The sequence below is a fragment of the Geodermatophilus sp. SYSU D00779 genome, from assembly GCF_054050595.1.
On the sequence record NZ_JBJGZQ010000002.1, the window covers coordinates 207,267 to 230,466 of the forward strand.

Annotated in this window: 22 protein-coding genes and 1 tRNA gene; 8 read left to right on the forward strand and 15 right to left on the reverse strand. The window is 75.0% G+C overall.

What is annotated here, in order from left to right; all coding sequences use genetic code 11:
- Nucleotides 1-77: 77 nt before the first annotated feature.
- The 12 genes from ACI79G_RS02310 to argS form a co-directional block, all read right to left on the reverse strand.
- Nucleotides 78-581: a hypothetical protein gene (locus tag ACI79G_RS02310; protein ID WP_456879324.1), complete on the reverse strand. Its 504-nt coding sequence runs from the start codon at nt 579-581 to the stop codon at nt 78-80.
- Nucleotides 578-1,828 (reverse strand): glycosyltransferase family 4 protein, encoded by a 1,251-nt coding sequence (locus ACI79G_RS02315; RefSeq protein ID WP_456879326.1) that lies wholly within the window; start codon nt 1,826-1,828, stop codon nt 578-580. Before ACI79G_RS02315 ends, ACI79G_RS02310 begins: the two co-directional genes overlap by 4 nt.
- A gap of 303 nt (nt 1,829-2,131) precedes the next feature.
- The gene (locus ACI79G_RS02320; protein WP_245699895.1) at nt 2,132-2,788 is read right to left on the reverse strand and encodes an L-threonylcarbamoyladenylate synthase; all 657 of its coding nucleotides are present in this window, start codon (nt 2,786-2,788) and stop codon (nt 2,132-2,134) included.
- A gap of 14 nt (nt 2,789-2,802) precedes the next feature.
- Nucleotides 2,803-3,663 carry a peptide chain release factor N(5)-glutamine methyltransferase gene (gene prmC, locus ACI79G_RS02325; RefSeq protein WP_456879415.1) on the reverse strand — a complete coding sequence of 287 codons (861 nt, stop codon included), beginning with the start codon at nt 3,661-3,663 and terminating at the stop codon, nt 2,803-2,805.
- Nucleotides 3,660-4,736: a peptide chain release factor 1 gene (prfA, locus tag ACI79G_RS02330; RefSeq protein ID WP_456879327.1), complete on the reverse strand. Its 1,077-nt coding sequence runs from the start codon at nt 4,734-4,736 to the stop codon at nt 3,660-3,662. The genes prmC and prfA overlap by 4 nt, the downstream gene beginning before the upstream one ends.
- An 87-nt stretch (nt 4,737-4,823) precedes the next feature.
- A complete protein-coding gene (rpmE, locus tag ACI79G_RS02335; RefSeq protein ID WP_091212718.1) occupies nt 4,824-5,048 on the reverse strand; it encodes a 50S ribosomal protein L31 in 225 nt (74 codons plus the stop codon).
- Between the two features lie 179 nt (nt 5,049-5,227).
- Nucleotides 5,228-7,420 (reverse strand): transcription termination factor Rho, encoded by a 2,193-nt coding sequence (rho, locus tag ACI79G_RS02340; protein WP_456879330.1) that lies wholly within the window; start codon nt 7,418-7,420, stop codon nt 5,228-5,230.
- A gap of 245 nt (nt 7,421-7,665) precedes the next feature.
- A complete protein-coding gene (gene thrB / locus ACI79G_RS02345; protein ID WP_456879332.1) occupies nt 7,666-8,601 on the reverse strand; it encodes a homoserine kinase in 936 nt (311 codons plus the stop codon).
- 23 nt (nt 8,602-8,624) lie between these two features.
- Entirely contained in the window at nt 8,625-9,710 is a 1,086-nt protein-coding gene (gene thrC / locus ACI79G_RS02350; RefSeq protein ID WP_456879334.1) for a threonine synthase, read from the reverse strand.
- Nucleotides 9,707-10,999 (reverse strand): homoserine dehydrogenase, encoded by a 1,293-nt coding sequence (locus ACI79G_RS02355; RefSeq protein ID WP_456879336.1) that lies wholly within the window; start codon nt 10,997-10,999, stop codon nt 9,707-9,709. Before ACI79G_RS02355 ends, thrC begins: the two co-directional genes overlap by 4 nt.
- The gene (gene lysA / locus ACI79G_RS02360; RefSeq protein ID WP_456879338.1) at nt 10,996-12,486 is read right to left on the reverse strand and encodes a diaminopimelate decarboxylase; all 1,491 of its coding nucleotides are present in this window, start codon (nt 12,484-12,486) and stop codon (nt 10,996-10,998) included. Before lysA ends, ACI79G_RS02355 begins: the two co-directional genes overlap by 4 nt.
- Nucleotides 12,483-14,156, reverse strand: a complete 1,674-nt coding sequence (argS, locus tag ACI79G_RS02365) for an arginine--tRNA ligase (protein ID WP_456879339.1) — start codon at nt 14,154-14,156, stop codon at nt 12,483-12,485. The genes lysA and argS overlap by 4 nt, the downstream gene beginning before the upstream one ends.
- Nucleotides 14,157-14,346: 190 nt before the next feature.
- Between argS and ACI79G_RS02370 the strand changes: the two genes are divergently transcribed.
- The 3 genes from ACI79G_RS02370 (at nt 14,347) to ACI79G_RS02380 (ending at nt 15,901) form a co-directional block, all read left to right on the forward strand.
- Entirely contained in the window at nt 14,347-15,120 is a 774-nt protein-coding gene (locus tag ACI79G_RS02370) for a DUF3105 domain-containing protein (protein WP_456879340.1), read from the forward strand.
- Nucleotides 15,117-15,770 carry a DUF305 domain-containing protein gene (locus ACI79G_RS02375; protein WP_456879342.1) on the forward strand — a complete coding sequence of 218 codons (654 nt, stop codon included), beginning with the start codon at nt 15,117-15,119 and terminating at the stop codon, nt 15,768-15,770. Before ACI79G_RS02370 ends, ACI79G_RS02375 begins: the two co-directional genes overlap by 4 nt.
- Before the next feature lie 59 nt (nt 15,771-15,829).
- Nucleotides 15,830-15,901 (forward strand) — tRNA-Arg (locus tag ACI79G_RS02380).
- A 186-nt stretch (nt 15,902-16,087) separates the two neighbouring features.
- On the opposite strand, the gene ACI79G_RS02385 is transcribed toward ACI79G_RS02380, so the two are convergent.
- The 3 genes from ACI79G_RS02385 to ACI79G_RS02395 form a co-directional block, all read right to left on the reverse strand.
- A complete protein-coding gene (locus tag ACI79G_RS02385; RefSeq protein WP_456879344.1) occupies nt 16,088-16,705 on the reverse strand; it encodes a nitroreductase family protein in 618 nt (205 codons plus the stop codon).
- A gap of 241 nt (nt 16,706-16,946) precedes the next feature.
- Nucleotides 16,947-17,264: a hypothetical protein gene (locus ACI79G_RS02390; protein ID WP_456879346.1), complete on the reverse strand. Its 318-nt coding sequence runs from the start codon at nt 17,262-17,264 to the stop codon at nt 16,947-16,949.
- Nucleotides 17,265-17,910: 646 nt separating this feature from the next.
- Nucleotides 17,911-18,681, reverse strand: coding sequence for an SDR family NAD(P)-dependent oxidoreductase (locus tag ACI79G_RS02395; RefSeq protein WP_456879350.1), 771 nt, complete (start codon nt 18,679-18,681; stop codon nt 17,911-17,913).
- Nucleotides 18,682-18,824: 143 nt separating this feature from the next.
- On the opposite strand from ACI79G_RS02395, the gene ACI79G_RS02400 reads away from it, so the two are divergent.
- The 5 genes from ACI79G_RS02400 to ACI79G_RS02420 all read left to right on the forward strand — a co-directional run bounded on the left by ACI79G_RS02400 (nt 18,825) and on the right by ACI79G_RS02420 (nt 23,199).
- Entirely contained in the window at nt 18,825-20,339 is a 1,515-nt protein-coding gene (locus ACI79G_RS02400; RefSeq protein WP_456879352.1) for a long-chain-fatty-acid--CoA ligase, read from the forward strand.
- Between the two features lie 52 nt (nt 20,340-20,391).
- On the forward strand, nt 20,392-20,787 hold the full coding sequence (locus ACI79G_RS02405) for a hypothetical protein (RefSeq protein ID WP_456879354.1): 396 nt from the start codon (nt 20,392-20,394) through the stop codon (nt 20,785-20,787).
- The gene (locus tag ACI79G_RS02410; RefSeq protein WP_456879356.1) at nt 20,708-21,826 is read left to right on the forward strand and encodes an alpha/beta fold hydrolase; all 1,119 of its coding nucleotides are present in this window, start codon (nt 20,708-20,710) and stop codon (nt 21,824-21,826) included. Before ACI79G_RS02405 ends, ACI79G_RS02410 begins: the two co-directional genes overlap by 80 nt.
- Nucleotides 21,823-22,365: an N-acetyltransferase family protein gene (locus tag ACI79G_RS02415; RefSeq protein WP_456879357.1), complete on the forward strand. Its 543-nt coding sequence runs from the start codon at nt 21,823-21,825 to the stop codon at nt 22,363-22,365. The genes ACI79G_RS02410 and ACI79G_RS02415 overlap by 4 nt, the downstream gene beginning before the upstream one ends.
- Nucleotides 22,366-22,497: 132 nt before the next feature.
- On the forward strand, nt 22,498-23,199 hold the full coding sequence (locus ACI79G_RS02420) for a hypothetical protein (protein ID WP_456879359.1): 702 nt from the start codon (nt 22,498-22,500) through the stop codon (nt 23,197-23,199).
- The last annotated feature ends 1 nt before the right edge of the window (nt 23,200 follow it).

A 23,200-nucleotide genomic window follows, 5' to 3' on the forward strand; every position in this document is an offset into this window, starting at 1 on the left:
ACGCTGGGCGGACGGTGCAGGTCGAGGTCGAGAACCCCCGCTGGAGGAGCTGTCCTCGGCCATCGGGCGGGACACTATCAGCCGCGTGTCGGGGGGCCTCCCGGCGGCAGCGGGGTTCCCCCGGTCGAGGGCGGGGCGGGCGGGGCGACACGGGGCGGGGCGGGCGGGGTGACGTAGTACAGCCGGCGGGTCCAGACCCAGCGCTGCTGGACGACGCTCCAGACCAGCGCGCCCGCGACCACCGTCCACGCCAGCGTCCTGCGGTGCACCCACCCGTCGGCCGGCAGCGACTGCAGCACGGCGGCCAGGACCAGGATCTTCACGAAGAACGAGCCGAGGGCGGCGGGCAGCGTGAAGGCGTCGCCGTGCCGCCCGGCCCAGGCGATGACCAGGCCGGACAGCGCGAAGAAGAACGTGACGACGGCGGCGCCGAGCAGCACGGCCACGGCGGCGTCCCACCCCGCGAACAGCCCAGCGACCGGTGCGGCGACGGCGGTGAGCGCCGCGGTCACCGCCGTCCCCACGCGGAGGAAGGAGAGGTCCCACGGGACGTGCTGCTGCTCGGTCCCGGTGGCGGTCATCGGACTCCCTGGGGCGACGGCTTGCCGGCCGGGTCGGCCGGCCGGCCCTGGACGGAGGGGGCGGCTGCGCGCAGGGCCCGCCCCGTGGGGTGGTGCGCGCGGCTGCGCCGCCGCTGGGCCTCGAGCTCGGCCGCGCGGGCCTCGCGGGCGGCCCGCCGGGCGCGCGGGCTGAGGACCACGACGACGCCGAGGACGAGCAGCACCGCGATGCCGACGAGCAGCTCCACCCGGCCGCCGGTGATGGACAGGCCCACCGCCCCGAAGGAGAGGAGCGCGGCCCAGAAGTACATGACCAGCACCGCGCGCCGGTGGGAGTGCCCGATGGCCAGCAGCCGGTGGTGCAGGTGCATCTTGTCCGGCGAGAAGGGCGAGCGGCCGCGCAGACTGCGGCGGACGACGGCCATGACCAGGTCGATGAACGGGATGGAGAGCACCGCGATCGGCACCAGCAGCGGCAGGGCCAGCGGCAGCAGGGTCGCCGCGGAGTCGAACGTCTGCGGGTCGGCCTGCCCGGTCGCCGAGACGGCGGCCGCCGAGAGCATCAGGCCCACGAGCATCGAGCCGGAGTCGCCCATGAAGATGCGGGCCGGGCTGAAGTTGTGCGGCAGGAAGCCCAGGCAGGCACCTGCCAGGACCGCGGTGATCAGCGTGGGGGCACTGGCGATGTCGTCGTAGCCCTCGACGCCCAGGTTGTAGCTGTAGGCGAAGAAGGCCAGCGCGGCGATCGCCGAGACGCCCGCGGCCAGGCCGTCGAGGCCGTCGATGAAGTTGAGCGCGTTGACGGTGAGGACGGTCAGCAGCAGCGTCAGCGGGACGCCGATGTCGGGCCCGAGGGAGAGCGTCCCGATGTCGGCGACGGGCAGGAAGACGTAGAGCAGCTGGACGCCGAGCAGCACCATGACGCCGGCGGCGGCGATCTGGCCGGTGAGCTTGGTCAGGGCGTCCAGGCCGAACTTGTCGTCGAGCACGCCGAGCGCGCAGATCAGCCCGCCTGCGATGAGGACCGCGGCGGTCTGCGAGTCGTCGAAGGTGCGTTGCAGGGCCGGCAGCCGCGTCGCCACCAGGACCGCGGCGGCGACCCCGAGGTACATCGCGACGCCGCCGCCGCGCGGCGTGGGGATGACGTGCACGTCGCGTTCGCGGGGCGCGGCCATCATGCGCAGCCGGACCGCTGCCAGCCGCACCACCGGGGTGGCCAGGAAGGTGACCAGCCCCGCGGTGAGCAGGACGACGACGTACTCGCGCATGGCTCAGGCGGGACCGGAGACGGTGCCCCAGGAGAGGGTGCTCATCGCAGCGGATCTCCCGGGATCGACGACGGACTGGAGTCCCACGGTATCGCTCCGGCCCCTGCCCCACCGGGAGCGCGCGTCCCGCCTGGCCCTTCCGGGGTCCCGAGCCTGCGGGGGTGGCCGCGTCCCGGGCATGCGGCGGGTGCGGAGGACGGCGGCCCCCTCCCGGGTCCCGCCCTGAGCCGGTGAGGTGCTGGAACGGCCCCCTGCAGGGACCCACCGCGAGCCTGCGAGCGGTGGGGGGCAGGGGGTCCTCCTTCAGTCGACGATCTCGGGGACGACCTCGCGCAACCGGTCGACCGGGATCGCCCCGACCCGCAGGACCCGCGGGGCCGGCACGGTGCAGTCGACGATCGTGCTCGCCGCGCTCCCGGCGCGCGGCCCGCCGTCCAGGACGACGGCCGCGTGCGGACCGAGCTGGGCGACCGCCTCGTCTGCGGTGGTCGCGGCCGGCCGGCCGGAGCGGTTGGCGCTGGAGACCGCGAGCGGGCCGGTGCGCCGCAGCAGGTCGCGGGCGACCTCGTCGTCCGGCAGCCGGACGGCGACGGTGCCCTCGGCGTCCCCCAGGTCCCAGGCCAGGGACGACGCGTGCTCGAGGACCAGGGTCAGCCCCCCGGGCCAGAACGCCTCGGCCAGCTTCGTCGCCAGCGGCGGGACGACGGTGACCAGCCCGACGAGGGTGGAGGCCTCGCCGATGAGCACCGGCACCGGCATCGTGCGGCCGCGGTTCTTCGCCGCCAGCAGCGCGGCGACCGCCGGTGGGGTGAACGCGTCGGCGGCGACGCCGTACACGGTGTCGGTGGGCATCAGCACCAGCTCGCCCCTCCCGATCGCCGCCGCCGCGGCGTCCAGCCCGGCGGCACGGGCGTCGGGGTCGGAGCAGTCGTAGGTCGCCGGGGTCGAAGACGGAGCCACGGAGGGCGAGTCTGTCATCCCCCGCTCCGGTGCGCGGTCGTGTACCGGGGACGGCCGGTCAGGTCGGGGTGGTCCTCGACGTCGGTCCAGCCGCCGGAGGCCCGCACCAGCGCGGGCAGTGCGCTCCCCTGCTGGTCGGCGTGCTCGATGCCCAGCCCGCCACCGGGCCGCAGCAGCCGCCCGGCGGTCCGCAGCAGACCGCGGACGACGTCGAGTCCGTCGGGGCCGCCCCACAGCGCGAGCGGCGGGTCGTGGTCGGCCACCTCGCGCGGCACCGTGGCGCCGTCGGGCACGTACGGCGGGTTGGAGACGACGAGGTCGACCGCGCCGTCGAGCTCCCGCAGCAGGCCGGGGTCGGTCATGTCGCCGGACAGCACCTCGACGGGGGTGTCCCCCGCCGCGGCGCGGGTGGCGGCGTTGGCCTTCGTCCACTCGATCGCGACGGGGTCGCGCTCGACGGCGGTGACCCGCGCGCCGGGGTGCTCGTGCGCGATCGACAGCGCGATGGCGCCGGAGCCGCTGCCCAGGTCGACGACGACGGGCTCGGCCAGACCGGCCAGCCGCGCGAGCGCCCACTCGACGAGCTGCTCGGTCTCCGGCCGCGGCACGAAGACGCCCGGGCCGACGGCGAGCTCGAGGTGGCGGAACGGCGCGCGGCCGGTGAGGTGCTGCAGCGGCACCCGGTCGGCGCGCTGTCCGGCGAGGGCGTCGAAGCGGGCGGCCGCGTCGTCCGGGACCTCGCCGAGGGTGAGCAGGCCGGCGCGGGGGACGCCGAGGACGTGGGCGAGCAGCAGCTCGGCGTCCACCCGTGGCGACTCGACCCCGGCGTCGGCGAGCCGCCGCGCGGCGTCGCTGAGCAGCAGCCGGGTGTTCAGGAGCCGGCCGCCAGCAGCTCGGCGGTGTGCGCGCGGGTGAGCGCGTCGATGACCGGGTCGAGCTCGCCGTCGAGCACCTGGTCGAGGTTGTGCGCCTTGAAGCCGACCCGGTGGTCGGAGATCCGGCTCTCCGGGAAGTTGTAGGTGCGCACCCGCTCGCTGCGGTCGACGGTGCGCACCTGGCTGCGGCGCTGGTCGCTGGCGGCCGCGGCGGCCTCCTCGCGGGCGGCGGCCAGCAGCCGGGAGCGCAGCACCCGCAGCGCCGACTCGCGGTTCTGCAGCTGGCTCTTCTCGTTCTGCGAGCTGACGACGATGCCGGTCGGCAGGTGGGTGATCCGGACGGCGGAGTCGGTGGTGTTCACGCTCTGCCCACCGGGGCCTGATGAGCGGAAGACGTCGATGCGCAGGTCGTTGGGGTCGACGGTGACGTCGACCTCCTCCGCCTCGGGCAGCACGAGGACGCCGACGGCGGAGGTGTGGATGCGGCCCTGGGACTCGGTGACCGGCACCCGCTGGACCCGGTGCACACCGCCCTCGAACTTCAGCCGGGACCAGATGCCCTCGTCGGTGCGGGACTTGATCGCGATCGAGACGTTCTTGTAGCCCCCGAGCTCGGCCGGCACGGCGTCGAGCACCTCGGTGGCCCAGCCGCGGCGCTCGGCGTAGCGCAGGTACATGCGCAGCAGGTCGCCGGCGAACAGCGCCGACTCCGCACCGCCCTCCCCCGCCTTGATCTCGAGGATGACGTCCTTGTCGTCGTCGGGGTCCTTGGGCAGGAGCAGCTCGCGCAGCCGCTCCTCGAGCTCGGGCACCCGCTGCTCGAGCGCCGCCGCCTCGACGGCGAAGGAGGCGTCCTCGTCGGCGAGTTCCCGCGCGGCGGCGAGGTCGTCCCGGACGGCGTCCAGCGCGCGCTTGGTCTCCACCAGCGGGGCCAGCTGCGCGTAGCGGCGGCCCAGGCGCCGAGCGCGGGACACGTCGGCGTGGACGGCGGGGTCGGCCAGCTCGGTCTCCAGCGCGGCGTGCTCGGCCAGCAGCCCGCTCAGCCGGTCGGGCGCGGCGTCGGTGCTGCTCATGGGAAGTCCTCTCGGGGGTGGTGCACGGGGCTGGACACGACGACGGCGCCCGCCCCACGCGAGGTGGGACGGGCGCCGTCGGGTGGACTACTGGCCGGCGTTGGCGTTGCGCTTGCCGAACCGCTTCTCGAAGCGGGCCACGCGGCCGCCGGTGTCCAGGATCCGCTGCTTGCCCGTGTAGAAGGGGTGGCAGGCGGAGCAGGTCTCGACGGTCAACGTGCCGCCGGGCGCCGTGCTGCGGGTGGTGAAGGTGTTCCCGCAACCACAGGTCACCGTGGTGGTGTGGTAGTCGGGGTGGATGCCGGGCTTCATGTCGCCTCTTCCGGTGGTCTGTGCCGTTCAGGTGGTCGAACGCCGGCGGCCGGCCGGTCATTCCGGCCGCGCAGCGGGGCTCGGTCGCTCAGTATCCCTGACGCCGGCGACGTGCTGGAACGGCCCTCCTGCAGGGTCCCGGCCCGAGCGCCAGCGAGGGTCGGGGGCAGGAGGGTCCTCTACTCGTTGCCGGGGCCGAGCGTCGTCTTCTGGATCTGCATGAGGAACTCGATGTTGTTGCGCGTCTTGCGCAGCTTGTCGAGCAGCAGCTCCAGCGCCTGCTGCGGCTCGAGCGCGGCGAGCACCCGGCGCAGCTTGATGACGATGGCCAGCTCGTCGGGCGACATGAGGATCTCCTCCTTGCGCGTGCCCGACGCGTTGACGTCGACGGCCGGGAAGACCCGCTTGTCCGCCAGGCGGCGGTCCAGCTTGATCTCCGCGTTACCGGTGCCCTTGAACTCCTCGAAGATGACCGTGTCCATCGTCGAGCCGGTCTCGACCAGGGCCGAGGCGATGATGGTCAGCGAGCCGCCGTTCTCGATGTTGCGGGCGGCACCGAGGAAGCGCTTGGGCGGGTAGAGCGCCGTGGAGTCGACACCACCGGAGAGGATGCGCCCGCTGGCGGGGGCCGCCAGGTTGTAGGCGCGGCCCAGGCGGGTGATCGAGTCCAGCAGCACGACGACGTCGTGGCCCATCTCGACCAGGCGCTTGGCCCGCTCGATGGACAGCTCCGCGACCGTGGTGTGGTCCGACGGCGGCCGGTCGAAGGTCGAGGCGATGACCTCGCCCTTCACCGAGCGCTGCATGTCGGTGACCTCCTCGGGCCGCTCGTCGACGAGGACGACCATGAGGTGGCACTCGGGGTTGTTCGTCGTGATCGCGTTGGCGATCGACTGCAGCACCATCGTCTTGCCGGCCTTGGGCGGCGACACGATGAGGGCGCGCTGCCCCTTGCCGATCGGCATGACCAGGTCGATGACCCGGGTGGTCAGCTGGTGCGGCTCGGTCTCCAGCCGCAGGCGCTCCTGCGGGTAGAGCGGGGTCAGCTTGGTGAACTCCGGGCGCTGCCGGGCCTGCTCGGGCTCCAGGCCGTTGACGGTGTCCAGCCGGACCAGCGCGTTGTACTTGTCCTTGCGCTCGCCCTCGCGGGGCTGACGGACGGCGCCGGTGATGGCGTCACCGCGGCGCAGGCCGTAGCGGCGCACCTGCGACAGCGAGACGTAGACGTCGTTCGGGCCGGTCAGGTAGCCGGAGGTGCGGACGAACGCGTAGTTGTCCAGCACGTCGAGGATGCCGGCGACCGGCAGCAGGACGTCGTCCTCGCTGATGGTCGGCTCGTTCTGGTCGAAGCGCTCACGGTTGTTGCCGCGGCGGTTGCGGTCCCGGTAACGGCGCCCCCGGCGGCCGCGGCCGCCCTCGAAGTCGTCGTCCTCGTCGTTGCGGTCGTCGGTGCCGCGGTCGTTGCGGTTGTCGGTGCGGTTGTCCGGCCGACCGCCGCGCTCGCCCCGGTCGGGACCGCGGTTGCCGTCGCGGTCGCTGCGGCTGGTGTCGCGGTCGCTGCGGCTGGTGTCGCGGTCGCTGCGGTTGGCGCGCTCGGCGCGGTCGCCGCCGTCCCGGGTGGCCTCGCGCTCGCGGTTGTCACCGCGGTCGCCACGGGTGCCGCCGTCCCGCTCGCCGCGGTCGCCACGGGTGCCGCCGTCCCGCTCGCCGCGGTTGCGCCCGCGGTCGCGGTTGCGCTGCGGGCGGTCGCCCTCGGCGCGCTCGCCGTCGGTGTCCTCGGGCGCGGTGCCGGCTGCGGGAGCGGAGGCCTCGGCGCGCGGCTCGGGCGCGCTCGGCGCGGCCTCGACCGCCGGAGCGGTGCTCTCGACCGCCGGAGCGGTGCTCTCGGCCGCCGGAGCAGTGGCCTCGGCCGGGGCGGTGCTCTCGGCGGCCGGCGCGCCGGCGGGCCGGCTGGCCGCACGACGACGGCGCGGCGCGGCCTCGGTGCCCGCGTCGGGCGACGCGGTCAGCGGACCGCTGTTCGCGCCACCGCTGATCGGGGCCTCGAGCGGTGCGGCCGTGGCAGCCACCCCGCGCGCGGTGTCGGCGCCACGAGCGGTCGGGATGTCGGCGGGGGCCGCGTCGGCGGTGGCGCCACCAGCGCCCTCGCCGCCCACCTGGCGGGCGGAGATGGCGGCGACCAGGTCGCCCTTGCGCATCCGGGCGGTGCCGGAGATGCCGAGCTCGGCGGCCAGTCGCTGCAGCTCGGGCAGCAGCATGCCGGAGAGCCCGCTGCCGCGGCGACGGGTGCGGCCCGTCGTCCCAGAAGCGGCAGGTGCCTCGTCGGTGCCTGCGCCCTGCGGCGCGGTGACGAGGTCGGTGGTCTCGCTCACGTACAGGTCCTTCCCTGCGGAGACCTGCGCCTACCAGCGCAGGGGGTGATCCGGCCCCTGCCGCCCGATCTTTGAGCGGACAGCGAGGAATGCGGGATGCAGTGGGTGCGGAGCGGTTCTGCGGCGACGGACATCAGATCGTCTGCAACGCCCCGCGCGAGGCTCGCCCGACTGGGCGGCTACGCCGTGAGCCTAGTTCGGGCTCACGTACGCGACAACACCGTGCGGTACCGGTGTGTTCCTCGTTATCGAGACGATACCTGCTGGCCGGGGCGCTGCACACGGGCACCGTGGACATCGACCCCCAGGGGGAGCACCGACCACCCCTCAGGAGTGAGATCGGCCACGCCTCGCACGCGGACGGCGCCGGCCGGGTCGTCCGCGGGGTCGTCGGGGTGCCGGCGGGTGAGCACGAGCAGGCTCGGGCCCGCGCCGGAGACGACGGCGGCGTGGCCGGCGGCGCGCAGCCGTTCGAGCAGCCGCGCGGAATCCGGCATGGCCGCCGCGCGCTGCCGCTGGTGCAGCCGGTCCTCGGTCGCCTCGAACAGCAGCGCCGGCTCGCTGACCAGCGCGTGCACCAGCAGCGCGGCGCGCCCCGCGTTGAAGGCCGCGTCGGCGTGCGGGACGGCGTCGGGCAGCAGGCCGCGGGCGACGTGCGTGGACAGCGTCGCGTCGGGGACGAGCACCACCGGCCGCACGTCGTCGTGCACGGGGATGGTGTCGGCGCGGGCGACCCCGTCGGTCGTCCACGACAGCGTCGCCCCACCGAGCAGGCACGGGGCGACGTTGTCGGGGTGGCCCTCCAGCTCGGAGGTGAGACGGAGCACCGCGTCGAGGTCGACGGGGTCCACCTCGGGGCACAGCGCCCAGGCGCCGAGGACGCCGGCGACGACGGCCGCCGCCGACGAGCCCATCCCCCGCCCCTGGGGGATGCCGTTCTCGGCGACGACGCGCAGGCCCGACGGCGTCCAGCCGAGCTCGTCGCACGCGGCCCGGAAGGCGCGGACCACCAGGTGCGACTCGTCCGTGGGCAGCTCCCCCGCGCCCGTGCCGGAGACCTCGACCTCCAGGCCGGACGCGACGACGTCGAACGCGACGACGTCGTGGCAGGCCAGGGCGATGCCCGCGCTGTCGAAGGCCGGCCCCAGGTTGGCGCTGGTCGCCGGGACCCGGACCCGCACGGCGTCCGGGTCAGGGTGCGCCACTACAGCCCCAGCTGGGCGGCGGCGGTCGCGGCGTCGACCGGGACGGTCACCGGGGCCGGCGCGCCGGAGATGGCCCACTCCGGGTCCTTGAGCCCGTTGCCGGTCACCGTGCAGACGACGCGCTGGCCGGGCTCGAGCTCGCCGGCCTCGGCGACCTGGAGCAGCCCGGCGACCGACGCGGCCGACGCCGGCTCGACGAAGACGGCCTCGGTGCGGGCCAGCAGCCGGTAGGCGGCGAGGATGGCCCGGTCGGTGACGGCGTCGATGCGCCCGCCGGACTCGTCACGGGCGGCCAGCGCCTTGGTCCAGGACGCCGGGTTGCCGATGCGGATGGCCGTGGCGATGGTCTGCGGCTGCTCGACGACCTGCCCGGTGACGATCGGGGCGGCGCCCGCGGCCTGGAAGCCCCACATCCGCGGCGTCCGGCCGGCCGTGCCGTCGGCGGCGTACTCGCGGTAGCCCTGCCAGTACGCGGTGATGTTGCCGGCATTGCCGACCGGCAGGCAGTGGATGTCGGGGGCGTCGCCGAGGACGTCGACGATCTCGAACGAGGCGGTCTTCTGCCCCTCGATCCGGTACTGGTTGACGCTGTTGACCAGGCTGACCGGGTAGTCGATCGCGAGCTTGCTGGCCAGCGCCAGGCAGTCGTCGAAGTTGCCGTCGACCTGCAGGAGCTTGGCGCCGTGCACCAGCGCCTGGGCCAGCTTGCCCAGGGCGATCTTGCCCTGCGGCACCAGGACGGCGCAGACCAGGCCGGCGCGCGCGGCGTAGGCGGCGGCGCTGGCGCTGGTGTTGCCGGTGGAGGCGCAGATGACCGCCTGCGCGCCCTCCTCCTTGGCCTTGGTGATGGCCATGGTCATCCCGCGGTCCTTGAACGACCCCGTCGGGTTGGCGCCCTCGACCTTGAGGTAGACGTCGCAGCCGGTGCGGCGGGACAGCTCCTGCGCCGGCACCAGCGGGGTCGCGCCCTCCTGGAGGGTGACCACCGGGGTGCTGTCGCTGACCGGCAGCCGCGAGCGGTAGGCCTCGATGAGGCCGGGCCACAGCGGGGAGACGGTGCCCCGGACGGGCAGCTGCGTCGTCATGACAGTCCTTCCACGCGCAGGATGCTGGTGACGCCGCGCACCGCGGGCATCTCCCGGAGCGCGGTCACCGTCGCCGACAGGGCGGCGTCCGGGGCGCTGTGCGTCACGATGACCAGCGTCGCGGCGTCCCCGTGCCCGTCCTGCCGGACGGTGGCGATGCTGACCCCGTGGCGGGCGAACTCCTGCGCCACCGTCGCGAGCACGCCCGGCTTGTCGGCCACGTCGAGGCTGACGTGGTACCGGGTCGGGGTCTCGGCGATCGGCCGCGCGGGCAGCCCCGCGTAGGTGGTGACGCCCGGGCCGGCGACCCCGGCGACCCGGTTGCGCGCGACGGCGACCAGGTCGCCGAGCACGGCGCTGGCCGTCGCGTCCCCGCCGGCGCCCTGGCCGTAGAACATCAGCTGCCCGGCGGCCTCGGCCTCGACGAAGACGGCGTTGAACGCGCCGCCGACCGAGGCCAGCGGGTGCGTCGTCGGGATCATCGCCGGGTGCACGCGGACGGCGACGGAGTCCCCGCCGTCCGCCAGGACCCGCTCGCAGATGGCCAGCAGCTTGACGGTGCAGCCGATCTCCGCGGCGCGGGCGACGTCGGTCGCGGTGACCGCGGAGATGCCCTCGCGGTACACGTCCGCGGCCGAGACGGGGGTGTGGAACGCCAGCGAGGCGAGGATGGCGGCCTTGGCCGCGGCGTCGAAGCCGTCGACGTCGGCGGTCGGGTCGGCCTCGGCGTACCCCAGCTCGGTCGCCTCGGCCAGGGCCTCGGTGAAGCCGTGCCCGGTCTCGGCCATCCGGGACAGGATGTAGTTGGTCGTGCCGTTGACGATGCCGACCACCCGGCGCAGCTGGTCACCGGCCAGCGACTCGCGCAGCGGGCGCAGCAGCGGGATCGCCCCGGCCACGGCGGCCTCGTAGTACAGGTCGACGCCGGCCTTGGCCGCGGCCGCGTGCAGCTCGACGCCGTCGTCGGCCAGCAGCGCCTTGTTGGCGCTGACCACCGACTTGCCCGCCTCGAAGGCGGCCAGCAGCAGCGAGCGCACCGGCTCGATGCCGCCGATGACCTCGACGACCAGGTCGACGTCGTCCCGGGTCACCAGCCCGTGCGCGTCGGTGGTGAGCAGGTGCGCCGGGACGTCGGGGTGCCGGTCGGGACGGCGGACCGCGACGCCGGCGACCTCGACCGGCCGGCCGATGCGGGCGGCGAGGTCGCCCGCCTGCTCCTCCAGCAGCCGCAGCACGGCGCTGCCGACCGTGCCGCAGCCCAGCAGCGCGACCTTCAGCGGATCACTCACGAGCGGGCTCCTGCCGGGTGCTCGGGCGCGGGCTGGTCGATCGCCGGCGAGGGCGCGGGCACGTCGGCGAGGACGGCGTCGAGGGCGAACACGTCCGACAGTGTCTGACGCCGGACGACCTCCGTGGCGACGCCCTCCCGCACGGCCACCACCGGCGGCTTGAGCAGGTAGTTGTAGTTGCTCGCCATCGACCAGCAGTAGGCGCCGGTCGCGGCGACGGCGAGCAGGTCGCCGGGCTGCACGTCGGCGGGCAGCCACAGGTCGCGGACCAGGACGTCGCCGCTCTCGCAGTGCTTGCCGACGACCCGGCACAGCGCCGGCGGGGCGTCGGAGGTCCGGTTGGCCAGCACGCAGGTGTAGGACGCGTCGTAGAGCGCGGTGCGGATGTTGTCGCTCATCCCGCCGTCGACCGAGACGTAGTTGCGCACCTGCGGGGCGCCCTGCCCACCGCTGCCCAGCCGCACCGGCTTGATGGTGCCGATCTCGTACAGCGTCACCGTGCCGGGGCCGGCGATGGCCCGCCCGGGCTCGACGGCCAGCCGCGGCACCGGCAGGTCCAGCGCCGCGCACTCGGCGGCGACGACGGTGCGCAGCCGGTGGGCGACGTCGCCGGGGCTGACCGGGTCGTCCTCGGGCAGGTAGGCGATGCCGAAGCCGCCACCGAGGTTGAGCTCCCCCAGCACCTCGCCGGTGGCCTGCCACACCTGGCCGAGCAGGCCCACCACCCGGTGCGCGGCCGCCTCGAACCCGGCGGTGTCGAAGATCTGCGAGCCGATGTGGCTGTGCAGGCCGGTCAGCCGGAGGGCCGGCTCGCGGATGACCCGGACCGCGGCGGTCAGCGCGTCGCCGGTGGCCAGGGAGAAGCCGAACTTCTGGTCCTCGTGGGCGGTGGCGATGAACTCGTGGGTGTGCGCCTCGATGCCCACCGTCGTCCGGATGAGCACCGGCACCGGCGCGCCGCCGGCGGCGACCCGCGCGGCGGCCATCGGGACCAGCCGGTCGATCTCGTCGAAGGAGTCCAGGACGACGTGGCCGATGCCGGAGTCGACGGCCAGCTGCAGCTCGACGAGCGACTTGTTGTTGCCGTGCAGCGCGATCCGCTCGGCCGGGAACCCGGCGGCCAGGGCCAGGGCCAGCTCGTTGCCCGAGCAGGCGTCCAGGTGCAGGCCGTCGTCGGCGATCCAGCGGGCGACCTGCCCGCAGAGGAACGCCTTCGACGCGTAGTGCACGTCGGCGCCGTCGAAGGCGGCGGCGAAGTCCGCGGCCCGGCCGCGGAAGTCGGCCTCGTCCAGCACGAACAGCGGGGTGCCGTGCGCCCGCGCCAGCTCGGTGACCGGCCGGCCGCCCAGGTGCAGCTCGCCGTCGACCCGCTGCGCCGAGCGCGGCCAGACCTGCGGGTCGAGGGCGCCGAGGTCGGTCGGCGGCAGGCCGACCGACGGCGGCGGGGTCATGCCGCCGTGCAGCGGGCCGGCGGGGTGCGCTCTCACATCCGCTCCGGAGCGTCGACGCCGAGCACGCCGAGGCCGTTGCGCAGCACCACGGCGGTGGCCGCGCACAGCCACAGCCGGGCGGTGGTCAGCGGGGTCGCCTCCTCGTCGCCGCGCGGGAGCACGCGGCAGGAGTCGTAGAAGCGGTGGTAGGTGCCGGCCAGCTCCTCGAGGTAGCGGGCCACCCGGTGCGGGGCGCGCAGCTCGGCGGCCGACGTCAGCACCCGCGGGAACTCGCCGATCGACCGCAGCAGGTCGTTCTCCCGCTCGTGGGTCAGCTCGGCGACGTCGACGTCCCCCGGGGTGGGCGGGTCGAGGCTCGCGGCCACCCCGAGGTCGGCGGCGTTGCGCAGCACGGAGGAGATCCGGGCGTGCGCGTACTGGACGTAGAAGACCGGGTTGTCGTTGGTCTGCCGGCTCCACAGGTCGAGGTCCAGGTCGATCTGCTGGTCGACCGAGGCCCGCGCCAGGGCGTAGCGGGCGGCGTCCTTGCCGACGGCCTCCACGAGGTCCTCGAGCAGGACGACGGTTCCGGCCCGCTTGCTCATCCGCACCGGCTCGCCGTCGCGGACCAGGTTGACCAGCTGGCCGAGCAGGATCTCCAGGTTGGCCTCGGGGTCGTCGCCGACCGCGGCCACCAGCGCCTTGTACCGGCCGACGTAGCCGGCGTGGTCGGCGCCCAGCATGATCACGACCTTGTCGAAGCCGCGGTTGCGCTTGTCCAGGTAGTAGGCGCAGTCGGCGGCGAAGTAGGTCGGGTCGCCGTCGCTCTTGACCAGCGGCCGGTCCTTGTCGTCGCCGAAGTCGGTGGTCCGCAGCCAGGTGGCGCCGTCGGCCTCGTAGACGTGGCCGTTCTCGCGCAGCCGCGCGATGGCCTTCTCCAGCGCACCGGTCTCGTGCAGCGTGCGCTCGCTGAAGTAGACGTCGAACTCGACGCCGAACGCGGCCAGCGTCCGCTTGATCTCGGCGAACATCAGCTCGACGCCGCGCTGCCGGAAGCGCTCCTGCTGCTGCTCCTCGGGCAGCTCCAGCACGCCGGGCTCGGCGTCGACGACCTGGGTGGCGATCTCGCCGATGTAGTCGCCGGCGTAGCCGTCCTCGGGCACCGGCCGGCCGTGGGCGGCCGCCATCAGGCTGCGGGCGAACCGGTCGATCTGCGCACCGGCGTCGTTGAAGTAGTACTCCCGCGTGACGGTGGCGCCGCTGGCCTCCAGCAGCCGGCCGAGGGCGTCGCCGACGGCGGCCCACCGGGTGCCGCCGATGTGCACCGGCCCGGTCGGGTTGGCCGAGACGAACTCCAGGTTCAGCTTCTGCCCGGCGAGGGTGTCGGTGTGCCCGTAGGCCGGGCCGGCGGTGACCGCCTCGACCGCGATGCGGCCGAGCGCGCCCTGGGCGAGGGTGACGTTGAGGAAGCCGGGCCCGGCGACGTCGACCGCGGCGATGCCGGGCTGGGCGCGCAGCTCCTCGGCGAGCACCTCGGCGACCTCGCGGGGCGGACGGCCGGCGGGCTTGGCCAGCCGCAGGGCCACGTTGGTCGCGTAGTCGCCGTGCTCGGGGTTCTTCGGGCGCTCGACGACGACGTCCTCGGGCACCGGGACGGCCAGCGCGCCGCGGTCGACGGCGGCGGCCACGGCGGTCCGGACGACGTTCCGCAGCTGCTCGGGTGTCACCGCACGAGCGTACTGACCGGGCTCGTCCGCCCCGTGCGGCCTTCCTCACCCCGACCGGCGTTCTGCCCGGGTGCGTTCAGGTCGCGCACCTAGACTCGGCGGCCGCAACCGCCGCGCAGGAGTCGCCGCGCGGCGCACCGGCGCGCGCACGGACGCGGCCGGCGAGGACACCGAGCACCGAGGAGAGGCCTTGGCCAAGGACCGCAAGCCCGAGCCCGACCGCACGCGCGGCGGAGCCGACCGGGCGGGCGCGGCAGGCGGGAGGGGCGGGCGCACGCGTCCGCCGGTGACCAACGTCGTGGCCCCGCAGCGGCCGTGGGGGCTGATCGCCGCCGCGGTCGCCGTCCTGGTGTTCGCCGTCGCCGTCCTCACCTACGCCGTCCTGCAGGTCAACGAGGCCGAGGAGGGCCGGGTCGACTCGGCCGACGAGATCCAGGGCCTGCAGACCTTCGACTACGCCGCCGGCCAGCAGCACGTCACGACCCCGGTCACCTACGAGCAGTCCCCGCCGGTGGGCGGGCCGCACGACGGCGAGTGGGCCGACTGCACCGGCACCGTCTACGACGTGCCGATCCGGCTGGAGAACGCCGTCCACAGCCTCGAGCACGGCGCCGTCTGGATCACCTACGACCCCGGCGTCGTCAGCGGCGACGCGCTGCAGACGCTCACCGACCTGGCCAGCGAGTCCGGGCGGATGCTCTCCCCGAACCCCGGGCAGGACTCCCCCATCAGCCTGCAGTCCTGGAACCACCAGCTGAAGGTCGACTCGGCCGACGACCCGCGGGTCCAGCAGTTCGCCGACTTCTTCACCTACAACCAGGAGTTCTACCCCGAGCCGGGCGCCAGCTGCGAGAACCCGCAGTTCATCAGCGACCCGCTGACCGTGGAGGACAGCAGCCGCGGCGCTGCCTCCACGACCACCGACTCCCCGACCACGCCCACGGCCGGGGCCGGCGCGCCGTGACCGCCGCGCGCAGCCCGCTGCGGGTCCTCCTGCTGGCGGTCATCGCCGTCGGGCTGGTCCTGATCGGCGGGGGCGCGGCGGTCGCCCTGGGCATCGGCCGCGGCGAGGCGACGCCGGAGTCGGGGTCGGTGGCGGCCGGCTTCGCCCGTGACATGTCCCAGCACCACCTGCAGGGCGTGGAGATGGCGAACCTGGTGCCCGAGCGCAGCACCGACCCGGAGGTCCGCCAGCTGGCCTTCGACATCGCCGAGACCCAGCAGAACCAGGCCGGTCGGATGCAGGGCTGGCTGGCGCTGTGGGGCCTGCCGCCGAGCGGCGGGGACACCATGGCCTGGATGGGCTCGGGCAGCGGGCACACCGGGCACGACGTGGCCCCGGCGCACGGCAGTCTGATGCCGGGGATGGCCACCGAGTCGGAGCTGGCGCAGCTGCGCTCCCTGTCGGGCACGGAGTTCGACGTCGAGTTCCTGCGGCTGATGATCCGGCACCACCAGGGCGGCTTCGACATGGCGCAGTACGCCGCCGAGCACGCCGACGTCCCGGCCGTCGCGGACCTGGCCGGCACGATCGCCGAGACCCAGACGGCAGAGGTGACCACCATGGAGGGGATGCTCGCCGCCCGCGGCGGCACCCCGCTCCCGGCGCCCTGACGCACCGCCGTCCGGACGCCGCGGCGGGGCTGGTAGGTTCTACGACGCCCCACCGCAGAGCCCCCGTAGCTCAGGGGATAGAGCACCGCCCTCCGGAGGCGGGTGCGCAGGTTCGAATCCTGCCGGGGGCACCCAGTGACACGAGAGGCCCCGCCGACCCGGGAACGGGTCGGCGGGGCCTCTTCCGTCCGGGGCGCGCCCTCCGTCACCGCAGCGGTCAGGCGACGCCCGACGGCGGCTTCGTGGCCGTTCCGGATCACGGCGACGAGCTCAGCTGGCTCCTGCGGCGGAACGCCGACGACGGTGAGCGGTTCCGGTCAGGCGGCGGCGGGATCGGCGGCGACGGGCTGCAGCGGCAGCAGCAGCTGGTCGAGCGGCAGCCGGTCCCGGGCGGCCGTCTCGCGGCTGGCGAACGGCTCGGCGAGCTGCACCGTGCCATCACGGCGCCCGAGAGCCAGGACCACGAGCGGCGTGACCTCGCTGGCGGCGAGGAGCGCGGCGACCCGGTCCCGGTCGAAGCCACCGAGCTGGTGGACGACGAGGCCCTCGTGCTGCGCCTGCACCGACAGGTGCGCCACCGCCTGCCCGGTGTCGTAGACCGCCCACGGCCGGGCCGTGCCGTCCGGAGCGGTCGTCTCGGCCGCGGCGATGACGAGCGCCGAGGCGGCGTGGGCCCAGGCTCGGTTGCCGGGGGCCAGGGCATCGAGCACGGCGGCGTGCTCGGCGCTGCCCCGCAGCGCGACGGCGAACCGCCACGGCTGGGTGTTCGACGCGCTCGGCGCCCAGCGGGCGGCCTCGAGCAGGGCGGTGAGCTGGTCGACCGTGAGCTCGTGCCGGGGGTCGAGGGCGCGGGGGCTCCACCGCTCGGCGAGCAGCGGGTGCAGCGGCGCGCCGGTGGTCGCGGTCTTCGAGGTGGGCGGGTTCGTCGCGGTCATGGCGTCCGTTCCGTGTGTCGCTCGGTCGGCGGCGGGTCGAGGGAGTCCACCGCGTCAGCGGATGACTGCTCCGCGAAGCCTGATTGAAGGCTCAACGATTCCCCTGCCGTGAGGTGATCCCCGGCACGGGCCGCTACGTGCGGGCCGACGACGGGACCGACGCCCCGCCGGCACCCGCCCCAGCGGCAGCGCGAGGCCCCGCGGTCCGCGGCGGGGCCTCTCTCGTCCGTCCGGGCCGGTGTCAGACGCGCAGCGCAGGGACGGCGGCGGCCACGGCGTCGGCCAGCGACGTCGGCGCGCGACCGAGCAGCCGGGCCAGGTCGTCGCCCTCGACCAGGAGCTCGCCGGCGGCCACGCCGCGGTCGCCGTCGGCGAGGACGGCCGCGACCGGCTCGGGCAGGCCCGCGGCGGCCAGGACCTGCTGGTACTGCTCGACGGGCAGGTCGGTGTAGGTCACCGTGCGACCGGTCACTGCGGGGACGACCTGCGCCAGCTCGGTCATGGTGAACGGCGCGCCACCCAGCTCGTACACCGCACCGGCGTGCCCGTCGGTGGTCACGACGGCGGCGGCCGCCGCGGCGTAGTCGCCGCGCTGACCGCGCGTCCCCGCCCGCTCCGGCGATGCCGTGCTCCAGGTGGACGGGGAGCTGGGCGGTGTAGTTCTCCGTGTACCAGCTGTTGCCCAGCGGCGCGTGCGGCACCCCGGCCTCGGCCAGGAGCTGCTCGGTGGCCCGGTGCTCCTCGGCCAGCAGCAGCGTGGAGGTGTCGGCGTGCGCGATGCTGGTGGAGGCGATGGACCCGACGCCGGCGGCGCGCGCCGCCGCGACGGCGTTGCGGTGCTGCCGCACGCGCGGCCCGACCTCGCTGCCGGGGACCAGCAGGAACCGGTCGGCGCCGGGAAGCCTCCTCCAGCGACGCCTCGTCGTCGTAGTCGGCCGTGCGGACGACGACGCCGCGATCGGCGCGGTCGGCGCGGTCGGCGTGCGGCGTCCGGTGGCGACGACGTCCGCGGCCGGGGTGCCGCGCTCCACCAGCGCCTCGACGGCCAGCCGAACCAGGTGTCCGGTGGCTCCGGTGACGACGATCGACATGGCGGGTGCTCCTCGGGGCTCTCGTGCGGGGCGGATCGCGGTCCGCCCCGCACGACCCCGCGTCCGGCAACGCACTCCCCGGCGGGAGCAGGTCCCCCGGACGTGCTCCCCGCGTCAGCTGGTGAGCAGGCCGCCCTCGACCGGGAGCGTCGTCCCGGTGACGTAGCCGCCGGCGTCACTGACCAGGAAGACCAGCGCGGCGGCCAGCTCCATGGGGTCGCCCTTGCGGCCGGCCAGCACCCGGGTCATCTGGCCCTCGATGTAGCCCTCCGGGTACTGGTCGGTCATCTCCGACTCGAAGAAGCCGGGGGCCAGCGCGTTCACCCGGATGCCCTTGCGGCCGGTCCACTGCTGCGCCAGGTCGCGGGTGAGCCCGATGAGACCGGCCTTGCTGGCCGCGTAGGCCGCCTGGGGCAGCCCGGCGGTGGTCAGCCCGAGGATGCTCGAGATGTTGACGATCGAGCTGCCCGGCTGCATCACCCGCGCGCAGGCCTGCGCCATCCAGTAGCAGCCGTTGAGGTTCACGTCGATCACCGAGCGGAACTGCTCCGGGGTCTCCCGGGTGGCCGGCACGGCGGTGCCGACGCCGGCGTTGTTGACCAGGACGTCGACCTTCCCGAACTCCGCCACGGTGGCGTCCACGAGCCCCTGGCAGTCCTCGGGCCGGGCGACGTCGGTGCGCACCGTGATCGCCCGCCGTCCGGCTGCCTCCACCGCCGCCCGGGTCTCGCCCAGCCGGTCCTCCCGACGGGCGCCGAGCGCGACGTCGGCACCGGCCTGGGCCAGGGCACGGGCGAACACGGCACCGAGGCCGGAGGACGCCCCCGTCACGATCGCCACCCGGCCGTCCAGCCGGAACATGTCGAGGACCGTCCTGTCCGTCACGTGCACTCCCGTCGTCGTCGGTGGGCCCTGAGCCTGTCGCCCCCGCGTCCGCCCCGCCACCCGCGGCCTCCCGGACTGTGGGGTAGAGCACAGACCTCCCGGGTAGGGGCCGGACCCGTTCTGCGATCCGGTGGGGAGGACCCGTGGCCAACCTGGCACAGCACCTGCTCGACACCACGGCCGCGCACGGCGACCGGCCGGCGCTCCGGATGGACGACGCCGTCCTGACCTACGACGGGTTCTGCGAGGCCGCCGCCGGCGTGGCCGCGGGCCTGCGGCAGCGGGGCGTGCAGCCCGGGGACCGGGTGGGGATGGTGCTGCCCAACGTGCTCGGCTTCCCGGTCGTCTTCTACGGCGCGCTGATGGCCGGCGCCGCCGTCGTCCCGATGAACCCGCTGCTCAAGGCCCGTGAGGTCGAGTACTACCTGCGCGACTCGGGCGCGCGGCTCGTGGTGGCGCTGGACGCGATCGCCGAGGCGGCCACCGAGGCCGCGGCCGCCGTGGGCGTCGACGCGGTGACCGTCGGCCCGGTGGACGTCGGCCCAGTGGACGTCGGCGGGGCGCTGGACGGGTCCGGCGGCCGGGACCTCGAGCCGCGGGAGGACCGGGACGCGGCGGTCATCCTCTACACCTCGGGGACCACCGGCCCGCCCAAGGGGGCCGAGCTGACCCACGCCAACCTGGCGAGCAACGCGCGGACCACCCACGAGACGCTGCTCGAGAACACCCCCGACGACGTCGTCATGGGCTGCCTGCCGCTGTTCCACGTCTTCGGGCTGACCTGCGCGCTCAACGCCGCAGTCATGGGCGGCTCCTGCCTGACCCTGCTCCCGCGCTTCGACGGCGGGAAGGCCCTGTCGATCATCGAGCGCGACCGGGTGACCGTCTTCGAGGGCGTGCCGACGATGTTCGCCGGGATGCTCCACCAGCCCGACCGCGACCGGTACGACGTCAGCAGCCTGCGAGTGTGCGTCTCCGGCGGGTCCGCGATGCCGGTCGAGGTCATGCGCGGCTTCGAGGAGGCCTTCGGCTGCATCGTGCTCGAGGGCTACGGGCTGTCCGAGACCTCGCCGGTGGCCTCGTTCAACCACCCGCACGCGGAGCGCAAGGCCGGCACGATCGGGACCCCGGTCCGCGGCGTGGAGATGCGCCTGGTCGACGACGAGGGCCGGGACGTCCCCACCGGGGAGGTCGGCGAGATCGCCATCCGCGGCGAGAACGTCATGAAGGGCTACTGGGGCAAGCCCGAGGAGACGGCCAAGGCCATCCCGGACGGCTGGTTCCGCACCGGCGACCTGGCCCGGCAGGACGAGGACGGCTACTTCGCCATCGTCGACCGCAAGAAGGAGATGATCATCCGCGGGGGCTACAACGTGTACCCGCGGGAGATCGAGGAGGCGCTCTACGAGCACCCCGCGGTCGCCGAGGCCGCGTGCGTCGGCGTCCCGCACCCCGAGCTGGGCGAGGAGGTCGCCGCGGCGGTGGCCCTCAAGCCCGGGCAGCAGGCCGACCCCGACGAGCTGCGCGCCTGGGTCAAGGAGCGGGTGGCCGCCTACAAGTACCCGCGGCACGTCTGGCTGGTCGAGGCCCTGCCCAAGGGGCCCACCGGCAAGATCCTCCGCCGGGCCGTCGAGGTCCCCGAGGGGGTGCGGGCGTGAGCGGACTCGCGGCCGCAGGCACGGACACAGCACCCACTGTCGAGGAGGACGCGTGACCGAGCCACCGCGGTGGCGGCAGGCCTTCGACGCCGTCGAGCGCCGCGTGACCCCCCGGGCGGAGGAGGTCGTGCGCAGCGAGGCCTTCGCCGTCGGTGCCGCCCTGACCCGCCGTGCGGTCACCCTGGCCCGCGGCTCCGCCCGCGACCTGACGGCCCGCGCCTGGCACCTGCTGAACCTGCCGGCCGGGACCGACGTCAGCCGGCTGCGCGCCCAGGTCGGCGCTCTCGACCGCGAGGTCCGCCGGCTGACCCTGCAGCTCGAGGCGGCGCGACGGGAGACCGAGCGCCGCCGCACCCCCGAGGAGTCCGATGCCGACAGTGCCCAGCCCGCAGACGGTGCTCGACCGCGTCCGGCGCGACGTCGAACGCAACGCCCTGCGCGCCCGTAACGGTCTGCGCCTGGTCAGCGGCGTCGCCCGGCCCGACGTCGGGCAGACGCCCAAGGACGTCGTCTGGCAGCGCGGCCGGACCCAGCTGTGGCACTACCGCAACGACCCCGCCACCCACGGCGGGGTGCGGTACTCGCCACCGCTGCTCGTCGTGTTCAGCCTGGTCAGCCGCAGTTACATCCTCGACCTGGCGCCGGGCAACAGCTTCGTCGAGCAGCTGCTCCGCGCTGGCTTCGACGTCTACCTGCTCGACTGGGGCGAACCGGACGAGCGGGACGCCGCCAACACCCTCGAGGACTACGTCGACGACTACATCCCGGCCGGCGTCCAGCGGGTGCTGGAGGTCTCCGGGGCCGACGAGGTCACCCTGTTCGGCTACTGCTTCGGCGGCGACCTCGCCCTCCTCTACGCCGCCCACCACCCGGACGCGCCGATCCGCAGCCTCACCGTGCTGGCCACCCCGGTCGACTTCCGGCACATGGGCCCGCTGGCCGACCTGTTCCGGGTCGGCGGCCTGGAGGTGTCCGACGTGCTGGACGCCGACGGCAACGTGCCGCCCCGGGTCGTCCTGCAGGGCTTCAAGACGCTGACCCCCACCGCCGAGGTGACCCGCTACGTGACGCTGTGGGAGCGCCTCTGGAACGACGAGTACGTGGCCGGCTACCAGGCCATGACCGGCTGGTCGGACGACCACGTCCCCTTCCCCGGGGCCGCCGCGGAGGAGACGGTGCGGATGCTGGTGCGCGACAACGGGATGGTCACCGACCGGCTGACGGTGGGCGGCGACCGCGTGCACCTGTCCGACATCCGGGTGCCGTTCCTCACCGTCCGGGCCGATCGCGACCACATCGTCCCGGCAGAGGCCAGCGCTCCCCTGATCGACCTGGTCGGCTCCCCGGACAAGCACGAGCTGCGGCTGCCGGCCGGGCACATGGGCCTGGTCGTCGGTCGGACGGCGGCCCGGACGACGGTGCCCACGATCATCGACTTCCTCCGACGACGCAGTGAGCCGTTGCAGGGCGAGGAGGTCGCCCGGTGACCACCGTGACCCCGCTGACCGAGGCGCACTGCGAGGCCCTGGTGCGCTTCTTCGCCGACCTGCCCGAGGGCGACCGGACCTTCATCCGCGAGGACGTCACCGACCCCGAGGTCGTGCGCGGCTGGGCGGCCGGCTCGCCGGGGGTCGACCGCTGGGTGGCGCTGGACGACGGCGGCCGGGTGTTCGGCTACGTCGCCGTCCTCCGGCTGCCCGGCTGGTCCGACCACGTCGGCGAGGTCCGGCTGGTGGTCTCGCCCGACCGCCGCGGCTCGGGGCTGGGGCGGGAGCTGGCCCGGCACGCCGTGGTGCACGCCCTCGAGGCCGGGCTGACCAAGCTCGTCGTCGAGGTGGTCGCCGACCAGGGGCCGGCCCTGGCGCTGTTCACCGGTCTGGGCTTCACCGGGGAGGCACTGCTGGAAGACCACATCCGCGACCGGGACGGGAACCTGCGCGACCTCATGGTGCTGGCGCACCACGTCGACGACACCTGGGCAGGCATGGACGCGGTCGGCCTCACGGAGGCGCTCGACACGCCCTGACGGGGTCGGCGACGGGTCGTCCCGCAACCGTCCCGTCGCCGTCTCCCGGACGTTCCCGGCCCGACACCTGCGCCCGCGACGCTCGCGGTGCGAGCGGGCCACCCGGGTCCGCCGCGCGTCCCGGGAGGCACCGTGACCGCTGCGACCTCGTCGAACTGGCTCCGCGTCGGCGCCACCGTCGCCGTGAGCCGTCTGCGTCCGCCCGTGGGCAGCAGCCGGCGCCGCAGCGTCTGCGGCGCCGCCCGCGTGCTGACCGGCCTGGGCGTGCGCGTGGAGGTCCACGTGCCGGCCACGGCCTGGCCGCGCACCGGCACCGGGCTGCTGCTGGTCTCGAACACGGCCACCGCCCTGGACCCGCTGGCGCTGCTCACCGTCGTCCCCGGCGCCGCGGTCGCCGGGGGCCCCGACCGGCTCGCGGGGGTGCCGGTGCCGACGGTCCCCGCGGTCTCCGCGCGGGTCGCCACCCATCTGCGCCTGGGGACGTCGGTCAGCGTCCGCCCCGAGGAGGGCGGGCGGGGTGGCACGGGTCTGGGCCGCTTCTCCCCCGCCCTGCTGGCCGCCGCGGTGGACGCCGGTGCCGCGGTGTGCCCGGTCGCCGTCCGCTGGCGCGGCGCGGCGTCCCCGCCCCCTGGCGGACGCTCGACGGTGGCGGCGATGCGCTGGCTGGCCGCCTCCCCGGGCACCGTCGTGGAGGTGCACCTGCTGCCCGCGCTGTCCTCCGCCGGCGCGACGCCGCGGGAGTTGGCGACGACGGCGGAGTACGCGGTGGCCGCGGCCCTGGAGATCCCGTCCCCGGCCCCGTCCCGAGGCTCGCGCCGAGCGTGCGAGGCGTGAG